The sequence below is a fragment of the Enterobacter sp. 725m/11 genome, assembly GCF_011683705.1.
In the GTDB taxonomy this organism is placed as follows: Bacteria; Pseudomonadota; Gammaproteobacteria; order Enterobacterales; family Enterobacteriaceae; genus Enterobacter; species Enterobacter bugandensis.
The window spans coordinates 1-19,028 of record NZ_JAAQOK010000001.1 but is presented as its reverse complement, the minus strand read 5'-3'; the positions used below and the strand labels follow the sequence as shown (position 1 = coordinate 19,028).

Annotated in this window: 17 protein-coding genes; 12 read left to right on the top strand and 5 right to left on the bottom strand. The window is 57.6% G+C overall.

Features of this window, described 5'->3' with window-relative positions; all coding sequences use genetic code 11:
- Positions 1 to 5: 5 nt before the first annotated feature.
- The gene (gene adhP, locus HBA26_RS00085) at positions 6 to 1,016 is read left to right on the top strand and encodes an alcohol dehydrogenase AdhP (protein ID WP_063154169.1); all 1,011 of its coding nucleotides are present in this window, start codon (positions 6 to 8) and stop codon (positions 1,014 to 1,016) included.
- Positions 1,017 to 1,059: 43 nt separating this feature from the next.
- Here the strand turns inward: adhP and HBA26_RS00080 are convergent, their stop codons facing one another.
- Positions 1,060 to 1,566: an Rrf2 family transcriptional regulator gene (locus tag HBA26_RS00080; protein WP_028013240.1), complete on the bottom strand. Its 507-nt coding sequence runs from the start codon at positions 1,564 to 1,566 to the stop codon at positions 1,060 to 1,062.
- A 130-nt stretch (positions 1,567 to 1,696) separates the two neighbouring features.
- Between HBA26_RS00080 and HBA26_RS00075 the strand changes: the two genes are divergently transcribed.
- The 7 genes from HBA26_RS00075 (at position 1,697) to HBA26_RS00045 (ending at position 10,154) form a co-directional block, all read left to right on the top strand.
- A complete protein-coding gene (locus tag HBA26_RS00075; RefSeq protein ID WP_166720721.1) occupies positions 1,697 to 2,899 on the top strand; it encodes an NAD(P)/FAD-dependent oxidoreductase in 1,203 nt (400 codons plus the stop codon).
- Between the two features lie 140 nt (positions 2,900 to 3,039).
- Positions 3,040 to 4,659 (top strand): TIGR04028 family ABC transporter substrate-binding protein, encoded by a 1,620-nt coding sequence (locus tag HBA26_RS00070; RefSeq protein WP_041909862.1) that lies wholly within the window; start codon positions 3,040 to 3,042, stop codon positions 4,657 to 4,659.
- A gap of 10 nt (positions 4,660 to 4,669) precedes the next feature.
- Positions 4,670 to 5,614: an ABC transporter permease gene (locus HBA26_RS00065; RefSeq protein WP_045260582.1), complete on the top strand. Its 945-nt coding sequence runs from the start codon at positions 4,670 to 4,672 to the stop codon at positions 5,612 to 5,614.
- The gene (locus HBA26_RS00060) at positions 5,611 to 6,462 is read left to right on the top strand and encodes an ABC transporter permease (RefSeq protein ID WP_126345509.1); all 852 of its coding nucleotides are present in this window, start codon (positions 5,611 to 5,613) and stop codon (positions 6,460 to 6,462) included. The genes HBA26_RS00065 and HBA26_RS00060 overlap by 4 nt, the downstream gene beginning before the upstream one ends.
- Positions 6,459 to 8,066 (top strand): ABC transporter ATP-binding protein, encoded by a 1,608-nt coding sequence (locus HBA26_RS00055; protein WP_126345508.1) that lies wholly within the window; start codon positions 6,459 to 6,461, stop codon positions 8,064 to 8,066. Before HBA26_RS00060 ends, HBA26_RS00055 begins: the two co-directional genes overlap by 4 nt.
- Positions 8,063 to 9,052 carry a putative FMN-dependent luciferase-like monooxygenase gene (locus tag HBA26_RS00050; RefSeq protein ID WP_126345507.1) on the top strand — a complete coding sequence of 330 codons (990 nt, stop codon included), beginning with the start codon at positions 8,063 to 8,065 and terminating at the stop codon, positions 9,050 to 9,052. The genes HBA26_RS00055 and HBA26_RS00050 overlap by 4 nt, the downstream gene beginning before the upstream one ends.
- A gap of 10 nt (positions 9,053 to 9,062) precedes the next feature.
- Positions 9,063 to 10,154: an alkylhydroperoxidase domain protein gene (locus tag HBA26_RS00045; protein ID WP_126345506.1), complete on the top strand. Its 1,092-nt coding sequence runs from the start codon at positions 9,063 to 9,065 to the stop codon at positions 10,152 to 10,154.
- A 6-nt stretch (positions 10,155 to 10,160) separates the two neighbouring features.
- Here the strand turns inward: HBA26_RS00045 and araJ are convergent, their stop codons facing one another.
- Positions 10,161 to 11,336: an MFS transporter AraJ gene (gene araJ, locus HBA26_RS00040; RefSeq protein ID WP_126345505.1), complete on the bottom strand. Its 1,176-nt coding sequence runs from the start codon at positions 11,334 to 11,336 to the stop codon at positions 10,161 to 10,163.
- A gap of 164 nt (positions 11,337 to 11,500) precedes the next feature.
- Here araJ and ppk2 point away from each other — a divergent pair, with 164 nt between their 5' ends.
- The 3 genes from ppk2 to HBA26_RS00025 all read left to right on the top strand — a co-directional run bounded on the left by ppk2 (position 11,501) and on the right by HBA26_RS00025 (position 12,933).
- Positions 11,501 to 12,319, top strand: a complete 819-nt coding sequence (gene ppk2, locus HBA26_RS00035; protein ID WP_088205485.1) for a polyphosphate kinase 2 — start codon at positions 11,501 to 11,503, stop codon at positions 12,317 to 12,319.
- Positions 12,320 to 12,421: 102 nt separating this feature from the next.
- A complete protein-coding gene (locus HBA26_RS00030; RefSeq protein ID WP_045260590.1) occupies positions 12,422 to 12,610 on the top strand; it encodes a type II toxin-antitoxin system CcdA family antitoxin in 189 nt (62 codons plus the stop codon).
- Positions 12,610 to 12,933, top strand: coding sequence for a CcdB family protein (locus tag HBA26_RS00025; RefSeq protein ID WP_047368614.1), 324 nt, complete (start codon positions 12,610 to 12,612; stop codon positions 12,931 to 12,933). The genes HBA26_RS00030 and HBA26_RS00025 overlap by 1 nt, the downstream gene beginning before the upstream one ends.
- A gap of 48 nt (positions 12,934 to 12,981) precedes the next feature.
- Here HBA26_RS00025 and fdnI read toward each other — a convergent pair whose 3' ends face one another.
- Genes fdnI through fdnG form a run of 3 tightly spaced genes read right to left on the bottom strand, consistent with a single transcriptional unit; the run spans position 12,982 to position 17,574 of the window.
- Complete coding sequence (gene fdnI / locus HBA26_RS00020; protein WP_028013252.1) at positions 12,982 to 13,638, bottom strand: formate dehydrogenase-N subunit gamma; 657 nt, start codon at positions 13,636 to 13,638, stop codon at positions 12,982 to 12,984.
- Positions 13,631 to 14,515, bottom strand: a complete 885-nt coding sequence (gene fdxH / locus HBA26_RS00015; protein ID WP_126345503.1) for a formate dehydrogenase subunit beta — start codon at positions 14,513 to 14,515, stop codon at positions 13,631 to 13,633. The genes fdnI and fdxH overlap by 8 nt, the downstream gene beginning before the upstream one ends.
- 11 nt (positions 14,516 to 14,526) lie before the next feature.
- Positions 14,527 to 17,574, bottom strand: coding sequence for a formate dehydrogenase-N subunit alpha (gene fdnG, locus HBA26_RS00010; RefSeq protein ID WP_164558227.1), 3,048 nt, complete (start codon positions 17,572 to 17,574; stop codon positions 14,527 to 14,529).
- Positions 17,575 to 17,795: 221 nt separating this feature from the next.
- Between fdnG and yddG the strand changes: the two genes are divergently transcribed.
- Positions 17,796 to 18,674 (top strand): aromatic amino acid DMT transporter YddG, encoded by an 879-nt coding sequence (gene yddG / locus HBA26_RS00005; RefSeq protein WP_126345501.1) that lies wholly within the window; start codon positions 17,796 to 17,798, stop codon positions 18,672 to 18,674.
- The last annotated feature ends 354 nt before the right edge of the window (positions 18,675 to 19,028 follow it).

The window sequence follows — 19,028 nt, the reverse complement described above, 5'->3', positions numbered from 1 at the left end:
TACACATGAAGGCTGCTGTTGTTACTCAGGATCATCAGGTCAATGTCACTGAAAAAACCTTACGCCCGCTTAAGCATGGGGAAGCCCTGCTGAAAATGGAGTGCTGTGGTGTATGCCATACCGACCTCCACGTGAAGAACGGTGATTTTGGCGATAAAACCGGGGTAATCCTGGGCCATGAAGGAATTGGTATCGTGAAAGAAGTCGGCCCTGGCGTGACGTCGCTGAAAGTTGGCGACCGCGCAAGCGTGGCCTGGTTCTTTGAAGGCTGCGGACACTGCGAATACTGTAATTCCGGCAACGAAACCCTGTGCCGTGACGTGAAAAACGCCGGTTACTCCGTTGACGGCGGCATGGCGGAAGAGTGCATCGTCACCGCGGATTACGCGGTAAAAGTGCCGGACGGTCTGGATTCGGCGGCGGCCAGCAGCATTACCTGCGCTGGCGTGACCACCTACAAAGCGGTGAAGGTGTCGGGTATTAAGCCGGGCCAGTGGATTGCGATTTACGGTCTGGGCGGGCTGGGCAACCTTGCGCTGCAGTACGCCAAAAACGTGTTTAATGCCAAAGTCATCGCTCTGGACGTTAACGATGAACAGCTGAAGCTGGCCGCGAGCATGGGTGCGGACTTAACCATCAACTCACGCAGCGAAGATGCCGCTAAGATTGTGCAGGAAAAAACCGGCGGCGCGCATGCCGCAGTCGTCACCGCCGTCGCAAAAGCGGCCTTCAACTCGGCGGTAGATGCCGTGCGTGCCGGTGGCCGCGTGGTCGCCGTTGGCCTGCCGCCGGAAGCGATGAGCCTGGACATTCCGCGCCTGGTGCTGGACGGTATTCAGGTGGTAGGTTCGCTGGTTGGCACCCGTCAGGATCTGCAGGAGGCCTTCCAGTTTGCGGCCGAGGGCAAAGTAGTACCGAAAGTGACGATGCGTCCTATCGAGGACATCAACGCCATCTTTAAAGAGATGGAACAGGGCCAGATCCGTGGCCGTATGGTGATCGACTTACGCTCGTAAACACCTTTTGCCGGGTAGTGGCTACGCCTTACCCGGCTCATTGCTACGACGAACGACGAACTGAAATCCACTCCTGAACCTCAATCTGGAAGGTGTCCGGCGCTTTTCGGTACATTTTACGCGCCAGGTCGAGAATAGTATGACGCGCGAGCTCCTCTTCCATCCGCTGCTGCGCGCTATCCATGACTGAACGTACTCCGCACGGGCCGTCGCAGACCCAGGCAGGCGGTGCTTCATCAAACACGGCCAGCCGCTGGCGCACTTCACGACATTCGAACATGTTTTTCTCGCCGTCAATGGCATGCGCCACATCCAGCACGCTGATCAGCTCCGCCGGACGCGCCAGCTTAAAGCCCCCGCCCTTGCCTTCCGTACTGATGACCAGCCCGGCACGTGACAGGCGTGTGAAGATTTTGCCGAGGTAGTCATACGGCACGCCCTGCAAGGCAGCCATCTCCCGGACGCTCATCTCACGCTCGTTGCCCTTCGCATCCACCATACACATCAGGCTGTGAATGCCGTATTCCACACCGGAACTGTAAAACGCCATGGTTAACTCCGAATTAGTGTTCGGAGCATTATAACGATTTTTAACTCAGAAAGAAGTTGTCGGAGTTAACTCCGACAAGTATAGTGGCAGTTATGTCAGGCATGAAGCCTGGCGGGAGAAAGGATCGAATATGAAAAAGCAGATTTTAATCGTAGGCAGTGGTTTTGCGGGTATGTGGGAAGCCGTGAGCGCGGCACGTCTCTCTGAGCAGCAGGGTAATAACAGTCTGGAAATTGCGGTTCTGGCCCCCTTACCCGAACTACGCGTTCGGCCACGCTTCTATGAGGAGAAGGTGTCAACGCTGGTTGCCCCGTTGACTGACCTGTTTGCCGAGCTTGATATCACATTCATTGCCGGACACGCGGAACAAATTGATACCACGGCGAAAACCGTTTTATACCGGATGTCCAATGGCGCGCATGCTACGGCTTCCTACGATAGGCTGATCCTCGCCACGGGCAGCCAGACCAAACGCCCACCGATTGCCGGCCTGGCTGACTACGCCTTTGACATCGACCAGCTGGAATCCGCACAGGTATTTGAGCGTCACCTTGATTCACTGGCGTTACGTCCCTCCACGCCCGAGCGCAACACCGTGGTAGTATGCGGAGGCGGCTTTACCGGCATCGAGCTGGCAACGGAGCTACCTGCCCGACTGCGTGCCCGTTTTGGCGACAATACGGAGATTAAAATAGTCGTAGTTGAAAGAGGGCCAGTCATTGGCTGCCGTTATAGCGACGCATTGCGTAAAACAATTGCAGAGGCGAGTGAGGCGCTGGGCGTTGAATGGCGGCTGAAGAGTGAAGTTGAAGCCATTGATGCTCACGGCGTAACGCTGAAAAAGGGTGAACGTATTGCTGCTGCGACCGTCGTCTGGACCGCAGGCGTCGAGGCAAATCCTCTCAGCCTGCAGATAGACGGTGAACGCGATAGCCAGGGCCGCCTGGTTGTGACAGAGACGTTGCAGGTCCCCGCACATCCTGACGTCTATGCCACCGGCGATATGGCTCACGCCAAAACAGACGATGCGGGCAACACGGCGCTGATGACCTGCCAGCACGCGATCCAGCTAGGGAAATTTGCCGGTCATAACGCTGCCGCCAGCCTGCTGAACGTTACTCCTTACCCTTATCGTCAGGTGAACTATGTTACCTGCCTGGATTTAGGCGCGTGGGGCGCGGTCTATACCGAGGGCTGGGAACAGGCCGTCAAATCCGTCCGCGACGAGGCGAAGAAGATCAAAATCGCCATCACGAATGAGCTGATCTATCCGCCATTAGCAGACAAAACGGTCGCCTTTGCCGCCGCCGACCCGCTGGCGAAATTCGTTTAGGTCCCCGCCATCGCCCCGCTAACGGGGCGGTTTTATTTTCAGTTTCCGGCAATCCTTATCTTAATTCCTTTGTTCCCTTGTTTTCCCCCGCGCCCGATGATGAATCCGACGCTAACAAGAAGATAACAAAGGAATTCACCATGCAAACCCCATTTCGTCTGCCGCTGCTGACGGCGCTGATTCTGACGACAACCGCAGCCTGGTCCGCCGATGCGCCGGTCAAAGGCGGCACGCTGATTTATCTGGAGCAACAGGCGCACACCAACCTCTATCCGCCTGCCGGCGGCTTCTATCCGAACGGCGGCATTCTGAACCAGATCACCGACAAACTGACGTGGCAAAACCCAAAGACGCTGCAGGTCGAACCGTGGGTGGCCGAAAGCTGGACGACCAACGCCGATAAAACCGAATACACCTTCAAAATTCGCCCGGGGATCACTTTCTCCGACGGCACGCCACTGGACGCCAACGCCGTAGCAAAAAACTTTGACACCTACGGTTTGGGCAACAAGGCGCAGCGCCTGCCGGTGTCAGAAGTGATCAATAACTACGATCGCAGCGAAGTGGTCGACCCGCTGACCGTGAAGTTTTACTTCAAAAAACCGTCGCCGGGGTTCCTGCAGGGCACCGCCACGATTGGGTCGGGTCTGGTCTCGCTCAGCACGCTGAAGCGCAACTTTGAAGAGCTGGGAGACGCCCGGCATATCATCGGCTCCGGCCCGTTTGTGGTGAAGGACGAGAAGCTCGGCCGCGAAGTGACGCTCGAGGCCCGTAAGGACTACCAGTGGGGACCCAAAAATCTGGCGCAACAGGGTCCAGCCAATCTGGATGGTATCAAGTTTATCGTCACCCAGGAGGACAGCGTGCGCGTCGGCGCCCTGCTGGCCGGTCAGGCCGACTTTATTCGCCAGGTGCAGGCGTATGACGAAAAGCAGGCGACAGACCAGGGCTATAAAATCTACGCCGCTCCAACGCGCGGGGTGAACGACAGCATTAGCTTCCGCCCGGATAACCCGCTGGTCTCCGATATTCGCGTGCGCCAGGCGCTGCTGCATGCCACGAATGCAAAGCAGGTGGTCGAGACCCTCTTCTCGGCCAACTATCCGCAGGCGAAGTCGGTGATTGCCGATTCCGCCGCAGGCTTTGTCGATCTCAGCGACAAATTGACCTTTGATCCGGCAAAAGCCAACCAGCTGCTGGACGAGGCGGGCTGGAAAGCGGGCAGCGACGGGATCCGCGCCAAAGACGGCCAGCGGCTGGCGCTGACGGTATATGAATCCCTGCCGCAGCCGCAAAACAAAGAGGTGCTGCAGCTGGTTGCCCAGCAGTGGCGACAGGTGGGCGTAGTGCTGAACGTAAAAGCCGGTGACGCTGGCAGCCGCACGCTGGATAACCTTGATCCACAGAAAACCCCGTTAACCGTCTCCGAAGTGGGCCGCGCCGATCCGGACGTGGTGAAAAGCATGTTCTACCCGGCTAACCGCGACGCGCTGCTGCAAAAAGGCGGCTCCAGCGACAAGGTCAAAAGCTTCCGCGACGACAAGCTGAATGCGCTGCTGGTAAATATCTCCTCAGAGGTCGATCCGCAAAAACGCCTGCAGCTGACCGGCGATGCCCAGCGCTACCTGCTGGATAACGCCTACGTTATTCCGATTTTCGAGGAGCCGCAGGTCTTTGCCGGTGCGCCGTGGCTAAAAGGCGTCAATTTTGAAGCGGTCGGCCGCCCGTCGTTCTACGGCGCGTGGATTGAGAAACACTGAGGAGCTGACGATGCGCCACGCACTTCTTCAACGTCTTGGGCACGGGCTGCTGGTGCTGTGGGCCGCCTTTACCCTCTCGTTCGTGTTGCTCCAGGTGCTGCCTGGCGACGCGGTGCTGATTAAATTTCAGAACCCGGACCTGGGCCTAAGCCCGGCGCAAATCGAGGAGATGCGCGTGGCCTATGGCGCGGACAGCCCGCTGTGGCAGCAATACGGCCACACGCTGCTGGCGATGCTGCGCGGAGATTTCGGCTACTCGTTACAGGCAGGGGTGCCGGTCAGCGAGCTGATTGCCAGCAATCTGCCGGATACCCTGAGCCTCGCCCTGCCCGCCTTTGTACTCGCGGTCCTGCTGGCGTTTGCGCTGGCCTTTGCATCGCGTCTGCCGGGTTTGCGCTGGCTGAGTAATACCCTCCAGTCTCTGCCGGTCCTGTTTATCTCCTTACCCACGTTCTGGCTGGGGATTGCCCTTATCCAGCTCTTTTCTTTCCAGCTGCGGCTGATCCCGGTGATTAACCCGACGCCGCTGCAGGGGCTGATCCTGCCGATCGTGACCGTCGCGATCCCGATCTCCGCCCCGCTGGCGCAAATTCTGATGCGCAGCCTGGACCAGGTGGCGACGCAGCCGTTTGTCGCCGTTGCCCGCGCCAAAGGACTGAGTGAAACCGCCGTCCTGTGGCGCCACGTCACCGGCAACGCGCTGCTGCCGGTACTCAATATTGCCGGGCTGCTGCTGGGCGAACTGATTGCCGGAGCGCTGATCACCGAAACCGTATTTGGCCGCAGCGGGCTCGGGCAGCTGACCCAGCAGGCGGTGAACAACCAGGACATCGCCGTGCTTCAGGCGGTGGTCATGATTTCCGCTCTCGGCTTTGTCCTGATCAATCTGCTGGTGGACCTGCTGATGCCGCTGCTGGATCCCCGTCTGCAAACCGTTACCGGAGGTGCATCATGAGCCTGGTCGATTACGCTGCCGCCGCGCGAAAACGCGTTCCCGGCTGGCAGGGCGTCGCGTGGCAGCCGGGACTGTGGCTGGCGTGGGCGGTGATTATTCTCGCGATTTTTGCTGCCGTAGCCCCCGGCCTGTTAACCTACTACAGCCCGATTGAGGGCATCGCCGGAGCGCAACGTCTGGCACCGCAGGCGGGCCACTGGCTCGGCACCGATCAGCTTGGCCGCGATGTTTACACCCGCATTGTGTATGGTGCGTCCCACTCCCTGAGCGCAGCGCTCGCTGCCGTCACGATGGGGCTGGTGGTGGGCACCGGTCTGGGGGTGATCGCCGGCGCGTTCGCCGGACGCGTCGAATCTTTCCTGATGCGTTTTGTCGACGTGCTCTTGTCCATTCCGTCTCTGCTGCTCTCGCTGACGGTCATTATTCTGCTCGGGTTTGGCACCGTTAACGCCGCCATTGCCGTCGGCGTGGCCTCCATCGCCAGCTTCGCCCGCCTCGCGCGGGGTGAAGTGGTGCGCATCCGCCATACGGATTATGTCGAGGCGGCGTTTGGCAGCGGCGGGACGTTCCTGGCGGTCCTGTGGCGACACATCCTGCCCAACGCCTTAACCGCCGTCCTCGCCTTTGCCACGCTGCAGTTTGGTCAGGCCATTCTGGCGCTTTCCACGCTGAGCTTTCTCGGCTACGGCACCCCGCCGCCCGTACCGGAATGGGGCTTATTGATTGCCGAAGGCCGTAACTATCTCTCTACCGCCTGGTGGTTAACCACCTTCCCCGGCGTGGTCGTCATCGCCGTCGTGCTTGCCACCAACCGTATCAGCCAGCAGTTCAGCGGAGGCCTGAAATGACCGTACTCTCGGTAGAAAACCTGACCATCAGCTACCGTACCGCGCGCCAGTGGCGCGAGGTGGTGCATAACGTCAGCTTCACCCTCCGGCGGGGGGAAATGCTGGCCTTTGTCGGCGAATCCGGCTCCGGCAAAACAACCACGGCACAGGCGATCATCGGTCTGCTGACGGATAACGCCCGACGCGATGCCGGGAAAATCGTGCTCAACGGCGAGGAGATTAGCCGGTGGTCAGCGAAGCGTCTCGATACCCTGCGCGGCGCGCGAATCAGCCTGGTTCCGCAGGATCCGGGTAATTCACTCAACCCGGTGAAGACGATCGGCGTACAGGTCGGGGAAATTATTCAGCAGCACCAAAAGGTAACGGCACTCCAGCGCGACGAGCAGGTGCTCGCCCTGCTGACAAAGGTCGGCCTGAGCCATCCCGAACAGCGCATGAAGCAGTATCCGCATCAGCTCTCCGGCGGGATGAAACAGCGCGTGCTGATTGCCATCGCCATTGCCCTGCGCCCGGACGTGATCGTTGCCGATGAGCCCACCAGCGCGCTGGACGTGACGGTGCAAAAACGCATTCTCGATCTGCTGGATATCCTGCGTCGGGAATCGGGTACTGCGGTTCTGTTTGTCACCCACGATCTGGCGCTGGCTGCCCAGCGCGCGGACAGGCTGCTGGTGTTTCGCAACGGTGAGGTTCAGGAGCACGGCGACACCGCCGACATTGTCCGCACGCCGCAGCACGCCTATACCCGTCAGCTACTGAGCGATCTCCAGGGCCAGCGCCTGACCATCGCCCCGGTAGCTGGCCTTCCGCTGGCGTCACCGGCCATTCGCGCCCGCGCCATCAGCAAACGGTTCTCGCTGGGCAAAGGTCATCACCTTCAGGCGCTGGATCGGGTGACGTTTGACGTCAGGCGCGGCAGCACGCATGCGCTGGTCGGTGAATCCGGCTCAGGGAAAACCACCCTCGCCCGTATTTTGCTGGGTTTTGAACAGGCCGACAGCGGACAGGTCATTATTGATGATATTGATGCAACCGACCTCAGCCGCGAGGCCCGCCGCCAGCTGCGCCAGAAGATCCAGTTTGTCTACCAGAACCCGTTCGCCTCTCTCGACCCGCGTCAAACCCTGTTTGACATCATCGAAGAGCCGCTGAAGAACTTTGCTCGCCTCAGCAAGGCGGAGCGCAAGCTCCGGGTGGAGACCGTGGCGCAGCGGGTTGCCCTGCCCGTTGAACTCCTGACCCGCACCGCAAGGGAGCTTTCAGGCGGGCAGCGCCAGCGCGTAGCCATCGCCCGGGCGCTGATCCTGGAGCCGACTATTCTGGTGCTGGACGAGGCCACCTCCGCGCTGGACGTCACCGTACAGGCGCAGATTCTGGCACTGCTTCAGCAGCTGCAGCAGCAACTGGGATTGACCTACCTCTTTATCACGCACGATCTCTCTACCGTCCGCCGGATCGCCCACAGCGTCACGGTGCTGCGCAGCGGTCAGGTGGTCGAACACGGTGACGTCGAGACCTTATTCACGTCACCACAGAACGACTATACCCGCGAGCTGATTGCCGCCATTCCCCATTTTTCACCCGCTACGGAGGAGTTCGCATGACGCGAAAACGACTGGGATTTTTCACCCGCCTGCTTGACAACGCCACGCCAAAGGAGCGCTATCGTCTGGCAACCGAACAGATCCGCCACGCCGAACGCCACGGTTTTGACAGCGCCTGGATCGCGCAGCACCACTTCCACGAAAGTGAAGGCGGCCTGCCGTCGCCGCTGCTGTTTCTGGCCCACGTTGCGGCGCATACCGAAACCATCCGCCTGGGGACGGCCATCATTACCCTGCCGATGGAAAACCCGCTGCGCGTGGCGGAAGATGCGGCGGTGCTGGATTTACTCGCCGATGGACGTCTCGAAGTCGGTTTTGGTTCGGGCGGCACGCCGACCTCTTTCCTGCCGTTCGGACTGACGTTTGAACAGCGCGGCGCGGCCTTTGCTGACCATTTGCATGTGATTCAGAGCGCCTGGCGCGGGGATTCGCTCACCCATCCGGATAATCACCTTTACCCGCCAGCGCCACAGCTGGCTGAACGGATCTGGATTGCCACCTTTTCCGTCGACGGTGCCGTTCGCGCCGCGCGGGCCGGACACGGTTTGATGCTCTCCCGCACGCAGCCGCGCCCGGCAGACCAGTTGGATTTGACGCTCGACGCGATCCAGAACCCGATTGTGGATGCCTACCTTGAGGCACTGCCTGCGGGCATTGCGCCGCGTATTCTGGCCTCCCGCACGGCGTTCGTCGCCGACAGCGATGACTACGCGCTGAAGGTCGCCACGCCGGGTCTTACCAGGCAGGCCCAGCAGCATCGCGCTGCCGGACACGCGGTCAAAGGTGACACTGTCACAGATTTTCGTCGCCAGTTCGACGCCCATATCGGCTCGCCAGAGACGGTGCTGCATTCGCTGCAGGCTGATTCCGTTCTCCGGCGCGCCACGGACATCTCATTCCAGGTCCATTCGGTTGAGCCTACCCATCGCGACACGCTGCGATCCATCGAACTGATCGCCGAACATATTGCCCCCCACATCCTTTGAGGAGACACCTATGTCATTAAGTCAGGACATTCTCGCCGAGCTGGCGGAAATTAAACCCGGTTCCCCTCTGGCAGAGGCGCGCACCACGCGGGACGCCGCCACGCGCCACGCACAGGGCAGCTACGAAATCTTATTTACCCAGCAGGATAGCGATTTTGCGCTGGACGAGCGCTTCGCCGTCGCGGCAAAAGTCGCCAGGTGGCACAACGCAGAGGCGCTGGCCGCGCACTATGCGGGGTTTGGCCTGGCCGACCCGACCTCAGACCGTCTGACCCCGGCGCTGAATTTCGCGCGTCTGCTGACCTTCTCACCCGTTGAAGCCACGCCGACATCGTTAAAGGCGCTGATCCAGGCGGGTTGGAGCAAGGAAGGCATCGTGACTCTGGCGCAGCTTATCGCCTTTGTCAGCTTCCAGAGCCGACTGATTACCGGGCTGCGACTGCTGAACGACAAACCCGTCGCCAAAAGCGATGCGCCGGTGGCGGCAGGCATCTGGCATACAACCGCAACCACGGTCTCCGGGAAGACGGCTCCCGTCGCGTTCACCCAGCAGGAGCTGGGCTGGGAGCCGTGGATCGACGCCAAACCGCTGGCAGACTTCCGTGATGACGAAGTTGCCGTTCTGGCGAAATTTGGCCATACCGATTCCGACTACTTCCGCCTGCTGGGGCGCAACCTACCGGTGCTTGAACAGCGCACGCTAACGGATAAAGGAATTTTTTATACGCCGGGGGGATTGCCGCGCGCCGAGCGCGAGCTGGCCGCAACGGTAACCAGTAAAATTAACGGCTGCATCTACTGCGCCTCTGTCCATGCGCGCAAAGCCAGCCAGCTGTCAAAGGATGACGCGGCGGTAGAGGCCCTGCTGGCCGTGCGTCCGGGACGCTCCCTGAGCGAGGGGCAATCTGCGCGCTGGCAGGCGGAAATTAATTTTGCGGCGGCGCTGTCGGTTACCCCGCCTGCCGCCACGCCACTGCACCTCGCCGCTCTGGAAAAAGAGGGGCTGGACACCTTAGCCCAGCTGGACCTGGTGCAGTCCGCTGCGTTCTTCGCCTGGGCCAACCGCCTGATGCTGACCCTGGGTGAGCCCTGGCTTGCCTGAATGCAATCAGGCTAACGCGCGAGCGTTAGCCTGAGCCTGTCTGGCCCGCAGGTAACCGTAGATCAACAGCGCGCTCATGGCCGAGAACGAGAGGAGCGCCGCAGGCAGCGTGACGTAGCGCCAGCTAAAGCCGAGGGTAATCATCATCCCACCAAAGTACGCCCCGATCGCGCTGCCGAGATTAAACGCCATCTGCCCTCCGGCCGCCCCCAGCATCTCACCGCCCTTCGCATTTTGCAGAAGCAAAATTTGCAGCGGTGCAGAGAGCGCAAACAGCCCGGCACAGCAGATAAAGCCCATCACCAGCGAGGCCGTTTTCAGTTCGCCCAGGGCGAAAAGCAGCAGCAGCGAGGCGACAATCACCATATCGGTGATGGCCGCAATGCGCAGCGGGCTAAAGCGCCCCGAGAGTTTGCCACTCATCAGATTGCCCAACACCATGCCAAGGCCCATCAGCATCATGATGGCCGTCATCATCCCTTCGGAAAAGCCAGAAACGTTGACCATAAACGGCTTAACGAAGCTGAACCACGCGAACACGCCAGCATTACCAAACATGGTGGCGGCAAAAATCAGCCAGGGTTCCGGTTTCTTCAGGAACTGAAACTGCTCGGACAATTTGATTTCTGATTTGTCATGGATGTCCGGTACCCAGAGCAGAACCGAGAGGATAACCAGCGCGTCGAACGCAGCAATCAGAAAAAAGGTATAGCGCCAGTTAAATGCGTGCCCCAGCCAGGTGCCGAGCGGGACGCCCACCAGGTTGGCCACGGTCATCCCGGCGATCATCCCGGCCACCGCGACCGTCACCTTCCCGGGTGGCGCAATTTTAGAGAGGATAATCGCCCCGACGCCAAAAATGGCCCCGTGCGGAAAACCGGAGATCAAACGCCCCAGCGCCAGCCAGAAATACGACGTAGAAAACGTAAACAGGGCATTTCCGACTGCGCACATGGCAACCAGAAACAGCAGCGTCGTTTTTAACGAGAACTTGCCGGAGAACAGCGCCACAATCGGCGCGCCAATCACCACGCCGAACGCATAAAACGAGATCATATTCCCGGCGGAGGGAATCGAAATGCCGGTGTCGTGCGCCAGCTCGGTTAACACCCCCATAATGCCAAATTCAGCCATACCCAGGCCAAATGTGCCAAGCGCCAACGAAAATATTGTCTTTTTCATGCCTCAACCACAGGTTAATCAATCGCGAGGGCATTATTAAATAATCTTGTATGGTGAGCCAGTTCAAATCAGCTGGCTGACACGTTAATCCATTAATTCAGGTGGATTACACTTCATAGTGCGGCCTCGCTTTTTCCACGCTGGACAACCTGAGGATGACAATCATGGGAAGCAAAAAGAAAACCCCTGTCGCTGTTGATGTCGCATCGAATGCCCCCCTTAAGACCAAAGAGTATGAAAAAGAGCTCCGCCGCCTGCACGTCGAACTGGTTAAGCTCCAGCAGTGGGTCGTCGCCAAAGGGTTAAAAGTGTGTATTGTTTTTGAAGGACGCGATGGTGCCGGCAAAGGCGGCACCATTAAAGCGATCACCGAGCGCGTCAGCCCCCGCGTGTTTCGCGTTGTTGCGCTTCCTGCCCCAACGGATAAAGAGAAAAGCCAGCTCTACTTCCAGCGCTATGTGCCTCACCTGCCCTCGGCGGGTGAAATCGTGATCTTCGATCGCAGCTGGTACAACCGCGCGGGCGTGGAGCGGGTGATGGGGTTCTGCACGGAGGAACAGGCGGAGAAATTTTTGGACGGCGCGCCGGTTATGGAAAAAGCGATGGTTGATGCCGGGATTATCTTGCTGAAGTACTGGCTGGAGGTGACGCCGAAAGAGCAGGAGCGGCGCCTGCGCGACCGCATTAACGATGGGCGTAAGATCTGGAAGCTGTCGCCGATGGATATTAAATCCTTTAACCTCTGGGACGAGTACACCCGCGCGCGCGACGCCATGTTTGAAGCCACTGACACCGCCTGGGCACCGTGGTTTGTCGCGCGTTCTGAAGATAAAAAACGCGTGCGTCTGAATATTATTTCGCATCTGCTTTCGCAGATCCCGTATAAAGAAATTCACGTCGACAAGGTGGATTTACCGAAGCGCAAAATCGGCAAAGTTAAACCCACAAAATACCCGTTCCGGTATGTAGAGGAGCGATTCTGATATAATTGGAAGGCGGCTCGCAGAATATAGATTACCAGGGGATACAGTATTGTTTTTTGTTGGCGGCGGTTGATAATGACCGCACCAACAAAGGAGATAACGATGAAACATACCACAGAAGCAGAGCTGGGCCAGAACATCACATCGCGTAAGCCCTTGTGTCATGCAGAACAAAACTCAACCAGGCGGCGGCAGCCATCAGAAGAGGATCGTGCATTTATACGGGCAATGAATGATTTTGTGGAGAAACACGGAACCATCACTGATGATGAGTTTTTCAGGGTGCTTTAATGCTGAGACAATTTAATGTTTACCGTAATACATCTGCGGCTACACGGGACAAACTTCCCTATTATATGCTCATTCAGGATGATTGTTATGATGATCTTGCCACACGCGTAATTGTACCGCTCGCGAGAAATAATAAGTTGCCGTTATGGCAAAGCCATCTGGCTCCGGGGATAAATATCGACTTTGAAACGTTTCTGATTTATTCACCGATGATAACAAACATTAACAACAATAAAATCAACCCTAAAGACTTTGTTTGTAATTTACGCAACGCACGTCATGACGTTATAGCGGCAATTGATCGTTTATTGACTAACACATGAAGGCCCGCGCAAGCGCAGCGCCGCCGGGCAGAGCCGACGGCGCAGGTCTTACTTCATCCCTTCCGTACTTTCCTGTTTCGCCTCCAGCCGTTCCACATCACGATACCAGCGCGGGTGATGTTTCTGCGCCCAGCGGCGGCTCACCTTCCCTTCAATCATCCCTTTGATCGACCCTTTTACCCAGAACGCCATATACATATGGATCAGGATGGCATGAATCAGGATGATGGCAGACGTCGCGTGAATTAGCAGCGCGTAACGCACCACCTGGATCGGGAAGTACTGTGCAAAATACGGACGCCAGATCATCACGCCGGTCACCAGCAGCACAAAAATCATGCTCATGATGGTCCAGAACATCATCTTCTGTCCGGCATTGTATTTTCCCACCTTCGCGACTTTATGCTCGTTGCCCTTCAGGACTTCGACAATCCCTTTCACCCACGGAATGTCCTGCTTGTCCGGAATATTGTGATGGACAAAGCGCACGAACATAAACATCAGCACCACGAAAATCAGCACGCCGAAGAACGGATGCAGAATGCGCCCCATCTGCGGCGTCCCGAAGGTTTCCGTAAGCCACTGTAGCGTCGGGAAAAAGAACGAAATGCCGGATACCGCCACCAGGAAGAAGCAAATGACCACCGTCCAGTGACAGGCGCGATCGACAAATTTGGTGCGCACTATCATTTTCGACTTACTCATGTTGCTCCTCCTCGTCGTCATCCACCTCTTTATTCGGGCCGATACCGATGTAGTGATAAATCAACCCCGCAAAGGTGGCGATAAAGCCCGCCGCAGAGAGCGGTTTAAGCGCCCCTTTCCACAGGTTAATGGAGGTATCGATCGCCGGATCTTTCGGCAGGTTGTGATACAGCTCCGGCTGGTCGTTGTGATGCAGCACATACATCACGTGCGTGCCACCCACGCCCTGCGGGTTGTAAATGCCCGCCTTGTCGTAGCCGCGCGCTTTCAGCTTATCCACGCGCTCTTGCGCCACGTCGAGCATCTCTTTTTTGGTGCCGAAGTGGATCGCCCCGGTCGGACAGGTCTTCACGCACGCAGGCTCCTGCCCGACGCTGACGCGGTCCACGCACAGCGTGCATTTGTATACCCGGTTATCCTCTTTATTGAGGCGCGGGATATTAAATGGACAGCCCGCGATGCAGTAGCCGCAGCCGATGCAGTTATCCTGCTGGAAGTCGACGATCCCGTTGGCGTACTGAATTATCGCACCGGCAGACGGACACGCCTTCAGGCAACCCGGATCTTCACAGTGCATACAGCCGTCCTTGCGGATCAGCCACTCCAGCCTGCCGTTCTGGTCGGTTTCGCTAAAGCGCATCACCGTCCAGGATTTGGCGCTCAGATCCGCCGGGTTATCGTAAACCCCGACGCAGTGCCCCACCTCGTCGCGGATGTCGTTCCACTCTGAGCAGGCCACCTGGCAGGCCTTACAGCCCACGCAGGAGGAGACGTCGATAAGCTTGGCGACTTCTGCCTTGTAGTCCCGCGCGCGAGGCGCGGGGGTAATCGGGTTAGTCGCGGAGCGTTTAATAATGTCTTGTGTTTCCATCGCCATTCAATCGCTCCTTACGCTTTCTCGATGTTGACCAGAAACGCTTTGTACTCCGGCGTTTGCGAGTTGGAATCGCCGACGTTTGGCGTCAGGGTGTTGGCGATATAGCCTTTCTGCGCCACCCCTTCAAAGCCCCAGTGCAGCGGAATACCGACGGTTTCCACCTGCTGGCCGTGCACGTTCAGACTTTGCAAACGACGGGTCACCACCGCCACGGCGCGAATAAAGCCGCGCTTGCTGCTCACCTTGACGCGATCGCCGTTGGCAATGCCTTTCGCCTTCGCCAGCGTTTCGCTTATCTCCACAAACTGTTCCGGCTGCGCGATGGCATTAAGCCGCGCGTGCTTGGTCCAGGTGTGGAAATGCTCGGTCAGGCGGTAGGTCGTCCCCACGTACGGGAATTTGTCCTTTTTGCCTAAGCGCAGCACGTCCTCTTCGTAGATGCGCACCACCGGGCTTGAGACCACGTTCGGGTGCAGCGGGTTGGTCCCCAGCGGCGTTTCCATCGGCTCGTAGTGTTCCGGGAACGGCCCTTCTGCCAGCTTGTTGAGAGCGAACAGGCGCCCCAGCCCTTCCGGCTGCATGATGAATGGTCCGGTGTTGCTGCCCGGCGCGGCGGTGTTGTAATCCGGAATGTCGTTCCCCGTCCACTTCGCCCCGTTCCACTGGATCAGCATCCGTTTCGGATCCCACGGCTTGCCGTTCACGTCGGCGGACGCGCGGTTGTACAGCACGCGACGGTTCAGCGGCCACGCCCATGCCCAGCCCAGCGTGTTGCCCAGGCCTGACGGGTCAGCGTTATCGCGGTTCGCCATCTGGTTACCCTGCTCCGTCCAGCTGCCGGTGTAGATCCAGCAGGACGATGCCGTGGTACCGTCGTCACGCAGCAACGCAAAGCTGTTCAGCAGCTGGCCTTTCTTCGCCACCAGGCTGCCGTTGGCGTCGTAGAGATCCGCCAGCGCCACGCCGTTGTTCTCTTTCGCGACTTCCTCAGACTCAGGACGATCCGGCTGCTTGTAGTGCCAGCTCATCTTCAGCAGCGGCTCAGCGCCTTTGCCGCCTTCGGTGCGGTACATTTCGCGCAGACGATGATAAATGCCGGCCAGGATTTCGCCGTCGTTACGCGCTTCGCCCGGTGCGTCCTGCCCTTTCCAGTGCCATTGCAGCCAGCGGCCGGAGTTGGCAATAGAGCCGTCCTCTTCCGCAAAGCAGGTGGACGGCAGGCGGAACACTTCGGTCTGAATCGACGCCGGATCGACATCGTTGGATTCCCCGTGGTTCTGCCAGAAGGTGGAGGTCTCGGTCACCAGCGGATCGATAACCACCATGTACTTCAGCTTGCTGAGGCTGCGAACGACTTTGTTTTTATCCGGGAATGACGCCACCGGGTTAAAGCCCTGGCAGATATAACCGGTGACGTCGCCCTTATCCATCATGTTGAAATACTTAATGACGTCGTAAGCCTGGTCCCACTTGGGCAGCCACTCAAAGCCCCAGTCGTTCTCCTTCTGCGCCGCGTCGCCGTAGAAGGATTTCATCAGGCTGACGTAGAACTTCGGATAGTTGCTCCAGTAGTTCACCTGGTCCGGCAGCGTTGCTTTTGGCGTATTAGCTTCAAGATACGCTTGCAGACTGGCCTGCTTTTCCGACGGCAGCGTCAGGTAGCCCGGCAGGCTGGTGGAGAGCAGGCCGAGATCGGTTAAGCCCTGAATGTTAGAGTGTCCGCGAAGGGCGTTCACGCCGCCACCGGCCATCCCCATGTTGCCGAGCAGCAGCTGGATCATCGCCATGGTACGGATGTTCTGCGCGCCCACGGTGTGCTGCGTCCAGCCCAGCGCATACAGGAACGTGGTGGTTCTGTCAGCGGCGCTGGTGGAGGCCAGCACCTCGCACACCTTCAGGAAGTCCGCTTTCGGCGTGCCGCAGATGTTCTCCACCACGTCCGGCGTATAGCGGGAAACGTGCTGCTTCAGCAGGTACCACACGCAGCGCGGATGCGTCAGCGTTTCATCCCGCATCGCATAGCCGTTTTCATCGAACTGATAGTTCCAGGACGTCTTGTCGTACTGACGTTTTTCAGCGTCATAGCCGCTGAACAGCCCGTCATCGAAGGCAAAATCATCCCGCACCAGCAGGTTCGCATTGGTGTAATGCTTAACGTAGTCCGCGTTAATTTTGTTGTTTTCGATCAGGTACAGCAGAACCCCGGAGAGGAACGTAATGTCCGTACCGGAGCGGATCGGCGCATAGATATCCGCCACCGATGCCGTACGCGTAAAGCGTGGATCGACGACGATAAGCGTCGCATCGTTGTTGTTTTTCGCTTCCATCGCCCAGCGGAATCCCACCGGATGGGCTTCAGCGGCGTTACCGCCCATCACCACCACGACGTTGGCGTTTTTAATATCAACCCAGTGGTTGGTCATCGCACCGCGACCAAATGTTGGAGCAAGACTTGCTACCGTTGGTCCGTGTCAGACGCGCGCCTGGTTGTCTACCGCCAGCATGCCGAGAGAGCGCACAAATTTTTGCGTCAGCATGCCGGTTTCATTGCTTGCCGCAGATGCGCACAGCATCCCGGTAGAGAGCCAGCGGTTGACCGTTACGCCCTGCTCGTTCTTTTCAATAAAGTTGGCGTCACGGTCGGCTTTCATCAGTTTTGCAATACGGGAGAACGCCTCATCCCAGGAGATGCGCTGCCATTTGTCGGAGCCCGGCGCGCGATATTCCGGATAGCGGAGGCGGTTTTCGCTGTGGACATAGTCCAGCAGTCCCGCCCCTTTCGGGCACAGCGCCCCACGGCTCACCGGATGATCCGGATCCCCTTCAATATGGTAAATCGCTTCTCTGGCGTTCTTCGCGCCATCGCCCAGGCTATACATCAATAGCCCACAACCCACGGAGCAGTATGTGCAGGTGTTACGGATCTCTTTCGCACGCAGCAGCTTATAGTTGCGTGCTTGAGCCAGCGCCATTTTGGGAGCAAATCCCAGCATTGCGGCTGTGGTTCCGGCCATACCGCCCGCGCAGATTTTGAAAAATTGTCTGCGGCTGACGTCCATTGTTGTCCTCGTTATCTGGTAAGACTTCGCGCCGCAAACTAACATTAAAGCCCCTGTTTTTTTTGCGTCAAATCAAGGTCGCCTGACGTCGCCCCCTTAATAGTCACCGCTGCCGCGTTTGAATACCCCTTAAGGGTTAAACACGTAAGAGAATAATTCGCGACAGGGTCAGAATTAATGCTATACATTTTCCCTTTGATTTTATTAGCGATGAAAACGTAATGGACAGAAAGAGAGCAACGCTCACGGGGCTGGCGGCGATACTGCTATGGAGCACAATGGTGGGCCTGATTCGCAGCGTAAGCGAGGGGCTGGGGCCCGTCGGCGGCGCGGCGATGATTTACACCCTTAGCGGGTTATTGTGCCTGTTAACGGTAGGATTTCCTGATATTAAACGTTTTTCACCCGGGTATCTTATTGCAGGCAGCGTACTGTTTGTCAGTTACGAAATTTGTCTGGCGTTGTCGTTAGGCTATGCCGCCACGCGAGCGCAGGCCATAGAAGTCGGTATGGTTAATTATCTCTGGCCGAGCCTGACGATCGTCTTTGCTATTTTATTCAACGGACAGAAATCAACGCTGTGGGTCGTCCCCGGTTTAGCTATCGCTCTGCTCGGCGTGTGTTGGGTATTAGGAGGTGAGCAAGGATTACACATTGATGAAATAATCCGCAATATCGTCTCTAATCCCCTTAGCTATACGCTTGCTTTTGCCGGAGCATTTATCTGGGCCGCCTACTGCACCGTAACCGCCAAATTTGCCAAAGGGCAAAACGGTATTACCCTCTTTGTTTTGCTCACTGCGCTGAGCCTGTGGGTGAAATATACTATTAGCGATCAGCCAGAAATGGTGTTCAGCTTTCCGGTTATCGTGAAGCTCGTTATGTGCGGCATTGCGCTTGGGTTTGGCTATGCGGCATGGAATATTGGCATTCTGCACGGTAACGTCACGGTGCTGGCTGCCGTATCCTATTTTACTCCCGTGCTCTCCGCCGCGCTTGCAGCCGTGCTGCTAAGCTCACCCCTCTCTTTTTCGTTCTGGCAGGGCGCGCTGATGGTCTGCGCCGGGTCATTGCTCTGCTGGTACGCTACACGAAAATAGGGTTCAGATTTATGCCGGGTTCGATTAAATCCGGCATAAAAATTAACATAAATTTAATATGTGATCACATCGTAATATATTAATCAGAACATTAGTGCATTTGTTGATGTTCTGTTTATATTAGCTTCCTTCGTCAATTCCCCCGACATCAAATTGACATAACCTGACACCGCTGCGTAACTACTTCCCTGCGAATATTACCGCTATTAATAACACGGAATGCAATAATATTCGCCATCATAGTTGCCAAAAAAATAAACTCATTCTGATTAAATAATCGCCACAACATTTTATTCAGCCGTCATTAACCCGATCTCGATCACACTAAATGAAATCTGTCTCTTATACACATCT

Excerpts from the sequence above, each read along its gene's own strand:
- adhP (WP_063154169.1), top strand. The coding sequence starts at position 6 with ATGAAGGCTGCTGTTGTTACTCAGGATCATCAGGTCAATGTCACTGAA.
- HBA26_RS00080 (WP_028013240.1), bottom strand. The coding sequence starts at position 1,566 with ATGGCGTTTTACAGTTCCGGTGTGGAATACGGCATTCACAGCCTGATG.
- HBA26_RS00075 (WP_166720721.1), top strand. The coding sequence starts at position 1,697 with ATGAAAAAGCAGATTTTAATCGTAGGCAGTGGTTTTGCGGGTATGTGG.
- HBA26_RS00070 (WP_041909862.1), top strand. The coding sequence starts at position 3,040 with ATGCAAACCCCATTTCGTCTGCCGCTGCTGACGGCGCTGATTCTGACG.
- HBA26_RS00065 (WP_045260582.1), top strand. The coding sequence starts at position 4,670 with ATGCGCCACGCACTTCTTCAACGTCTTGGGCACGGGCTGCTGGTGCTG.
- HBA26_RS00060 (WP_126345509.1), top strand. The coding sequence starts at position 5,611 with ATGAGCCTGGTCGATTACGCTGCCGCCGCGCGAAAACGCGTTCCCGGC.
- HBA26_RS00055 (WP_126345508.1), top strand. The coding sequence starts at position 6,459 with ATGACCGTACTCTCGGTAGAAAACCTGACCATCAGCTACCGTACCGCG.
- HBA26_RS00050 (WP_126345507.1), top strand. The coding sequence starts at position 8,063 with ATGACGCGAAAACGACTGGGATTTTTCACCCGCCTGCTTGACAACGCC.
- HBA26_RS00045 (WP_126345506.1), top strand. The coding sequence starts at position 9,063 with ATGTCATTAAGTCAGGACATTCTCGCCGAGCTGGCGGAAATTAAACCC.
- araJ (WP_126345505.1), bottom strand. The coding sequence starts at position 11,336 with ATGAAAAAGACAATATTTTCGTTGGCGCTTGGCACATTTGGCCTGGGT.
- ppk2 (WP_088205485.1), top strand. The coding sequence starts at position 11,501 with ATGGGAAGCAAAAAGAAAACCCCTGTCGCTGTTGATGTCGCATCGAAT.
- HBA26_RS00030 (WP_045260590.1), top strand. The coding sequence starts at position 12,422 with ATGAAACATACCACAGAAGCAGAGCTGGGCCAGAACATCACATCGCGT.
- HBA26_RS00025 (WP_047368614.1), top strand. The coding sequence starts at position 12,610 with ATGCTGAGACAATTTAATGTTTACCGTAATACATCTGCGGCTACACGG.
- fdnI (WP_028013252.1), bottom strand. The coding sequence starts at position 13,638 with ATGAGTAAGTCGAAAATGATAGTGCGCACCAAATTTGTCGATCGCGCC.
- fdxH (WP_126345503.1), bottom strand. The coding sequence starts at position 14,515 with ATGGCGATGGAAACACAAGACATTATTAAACGCTCCGCGACTAACCCG.
- yddG (WP_126345501.1), top strand. The coding sequence starts at position 17,796 with ATGGACAGAAAGAGAGCAACGCTCACGGGGCTGGCGGCGATACTGCTA.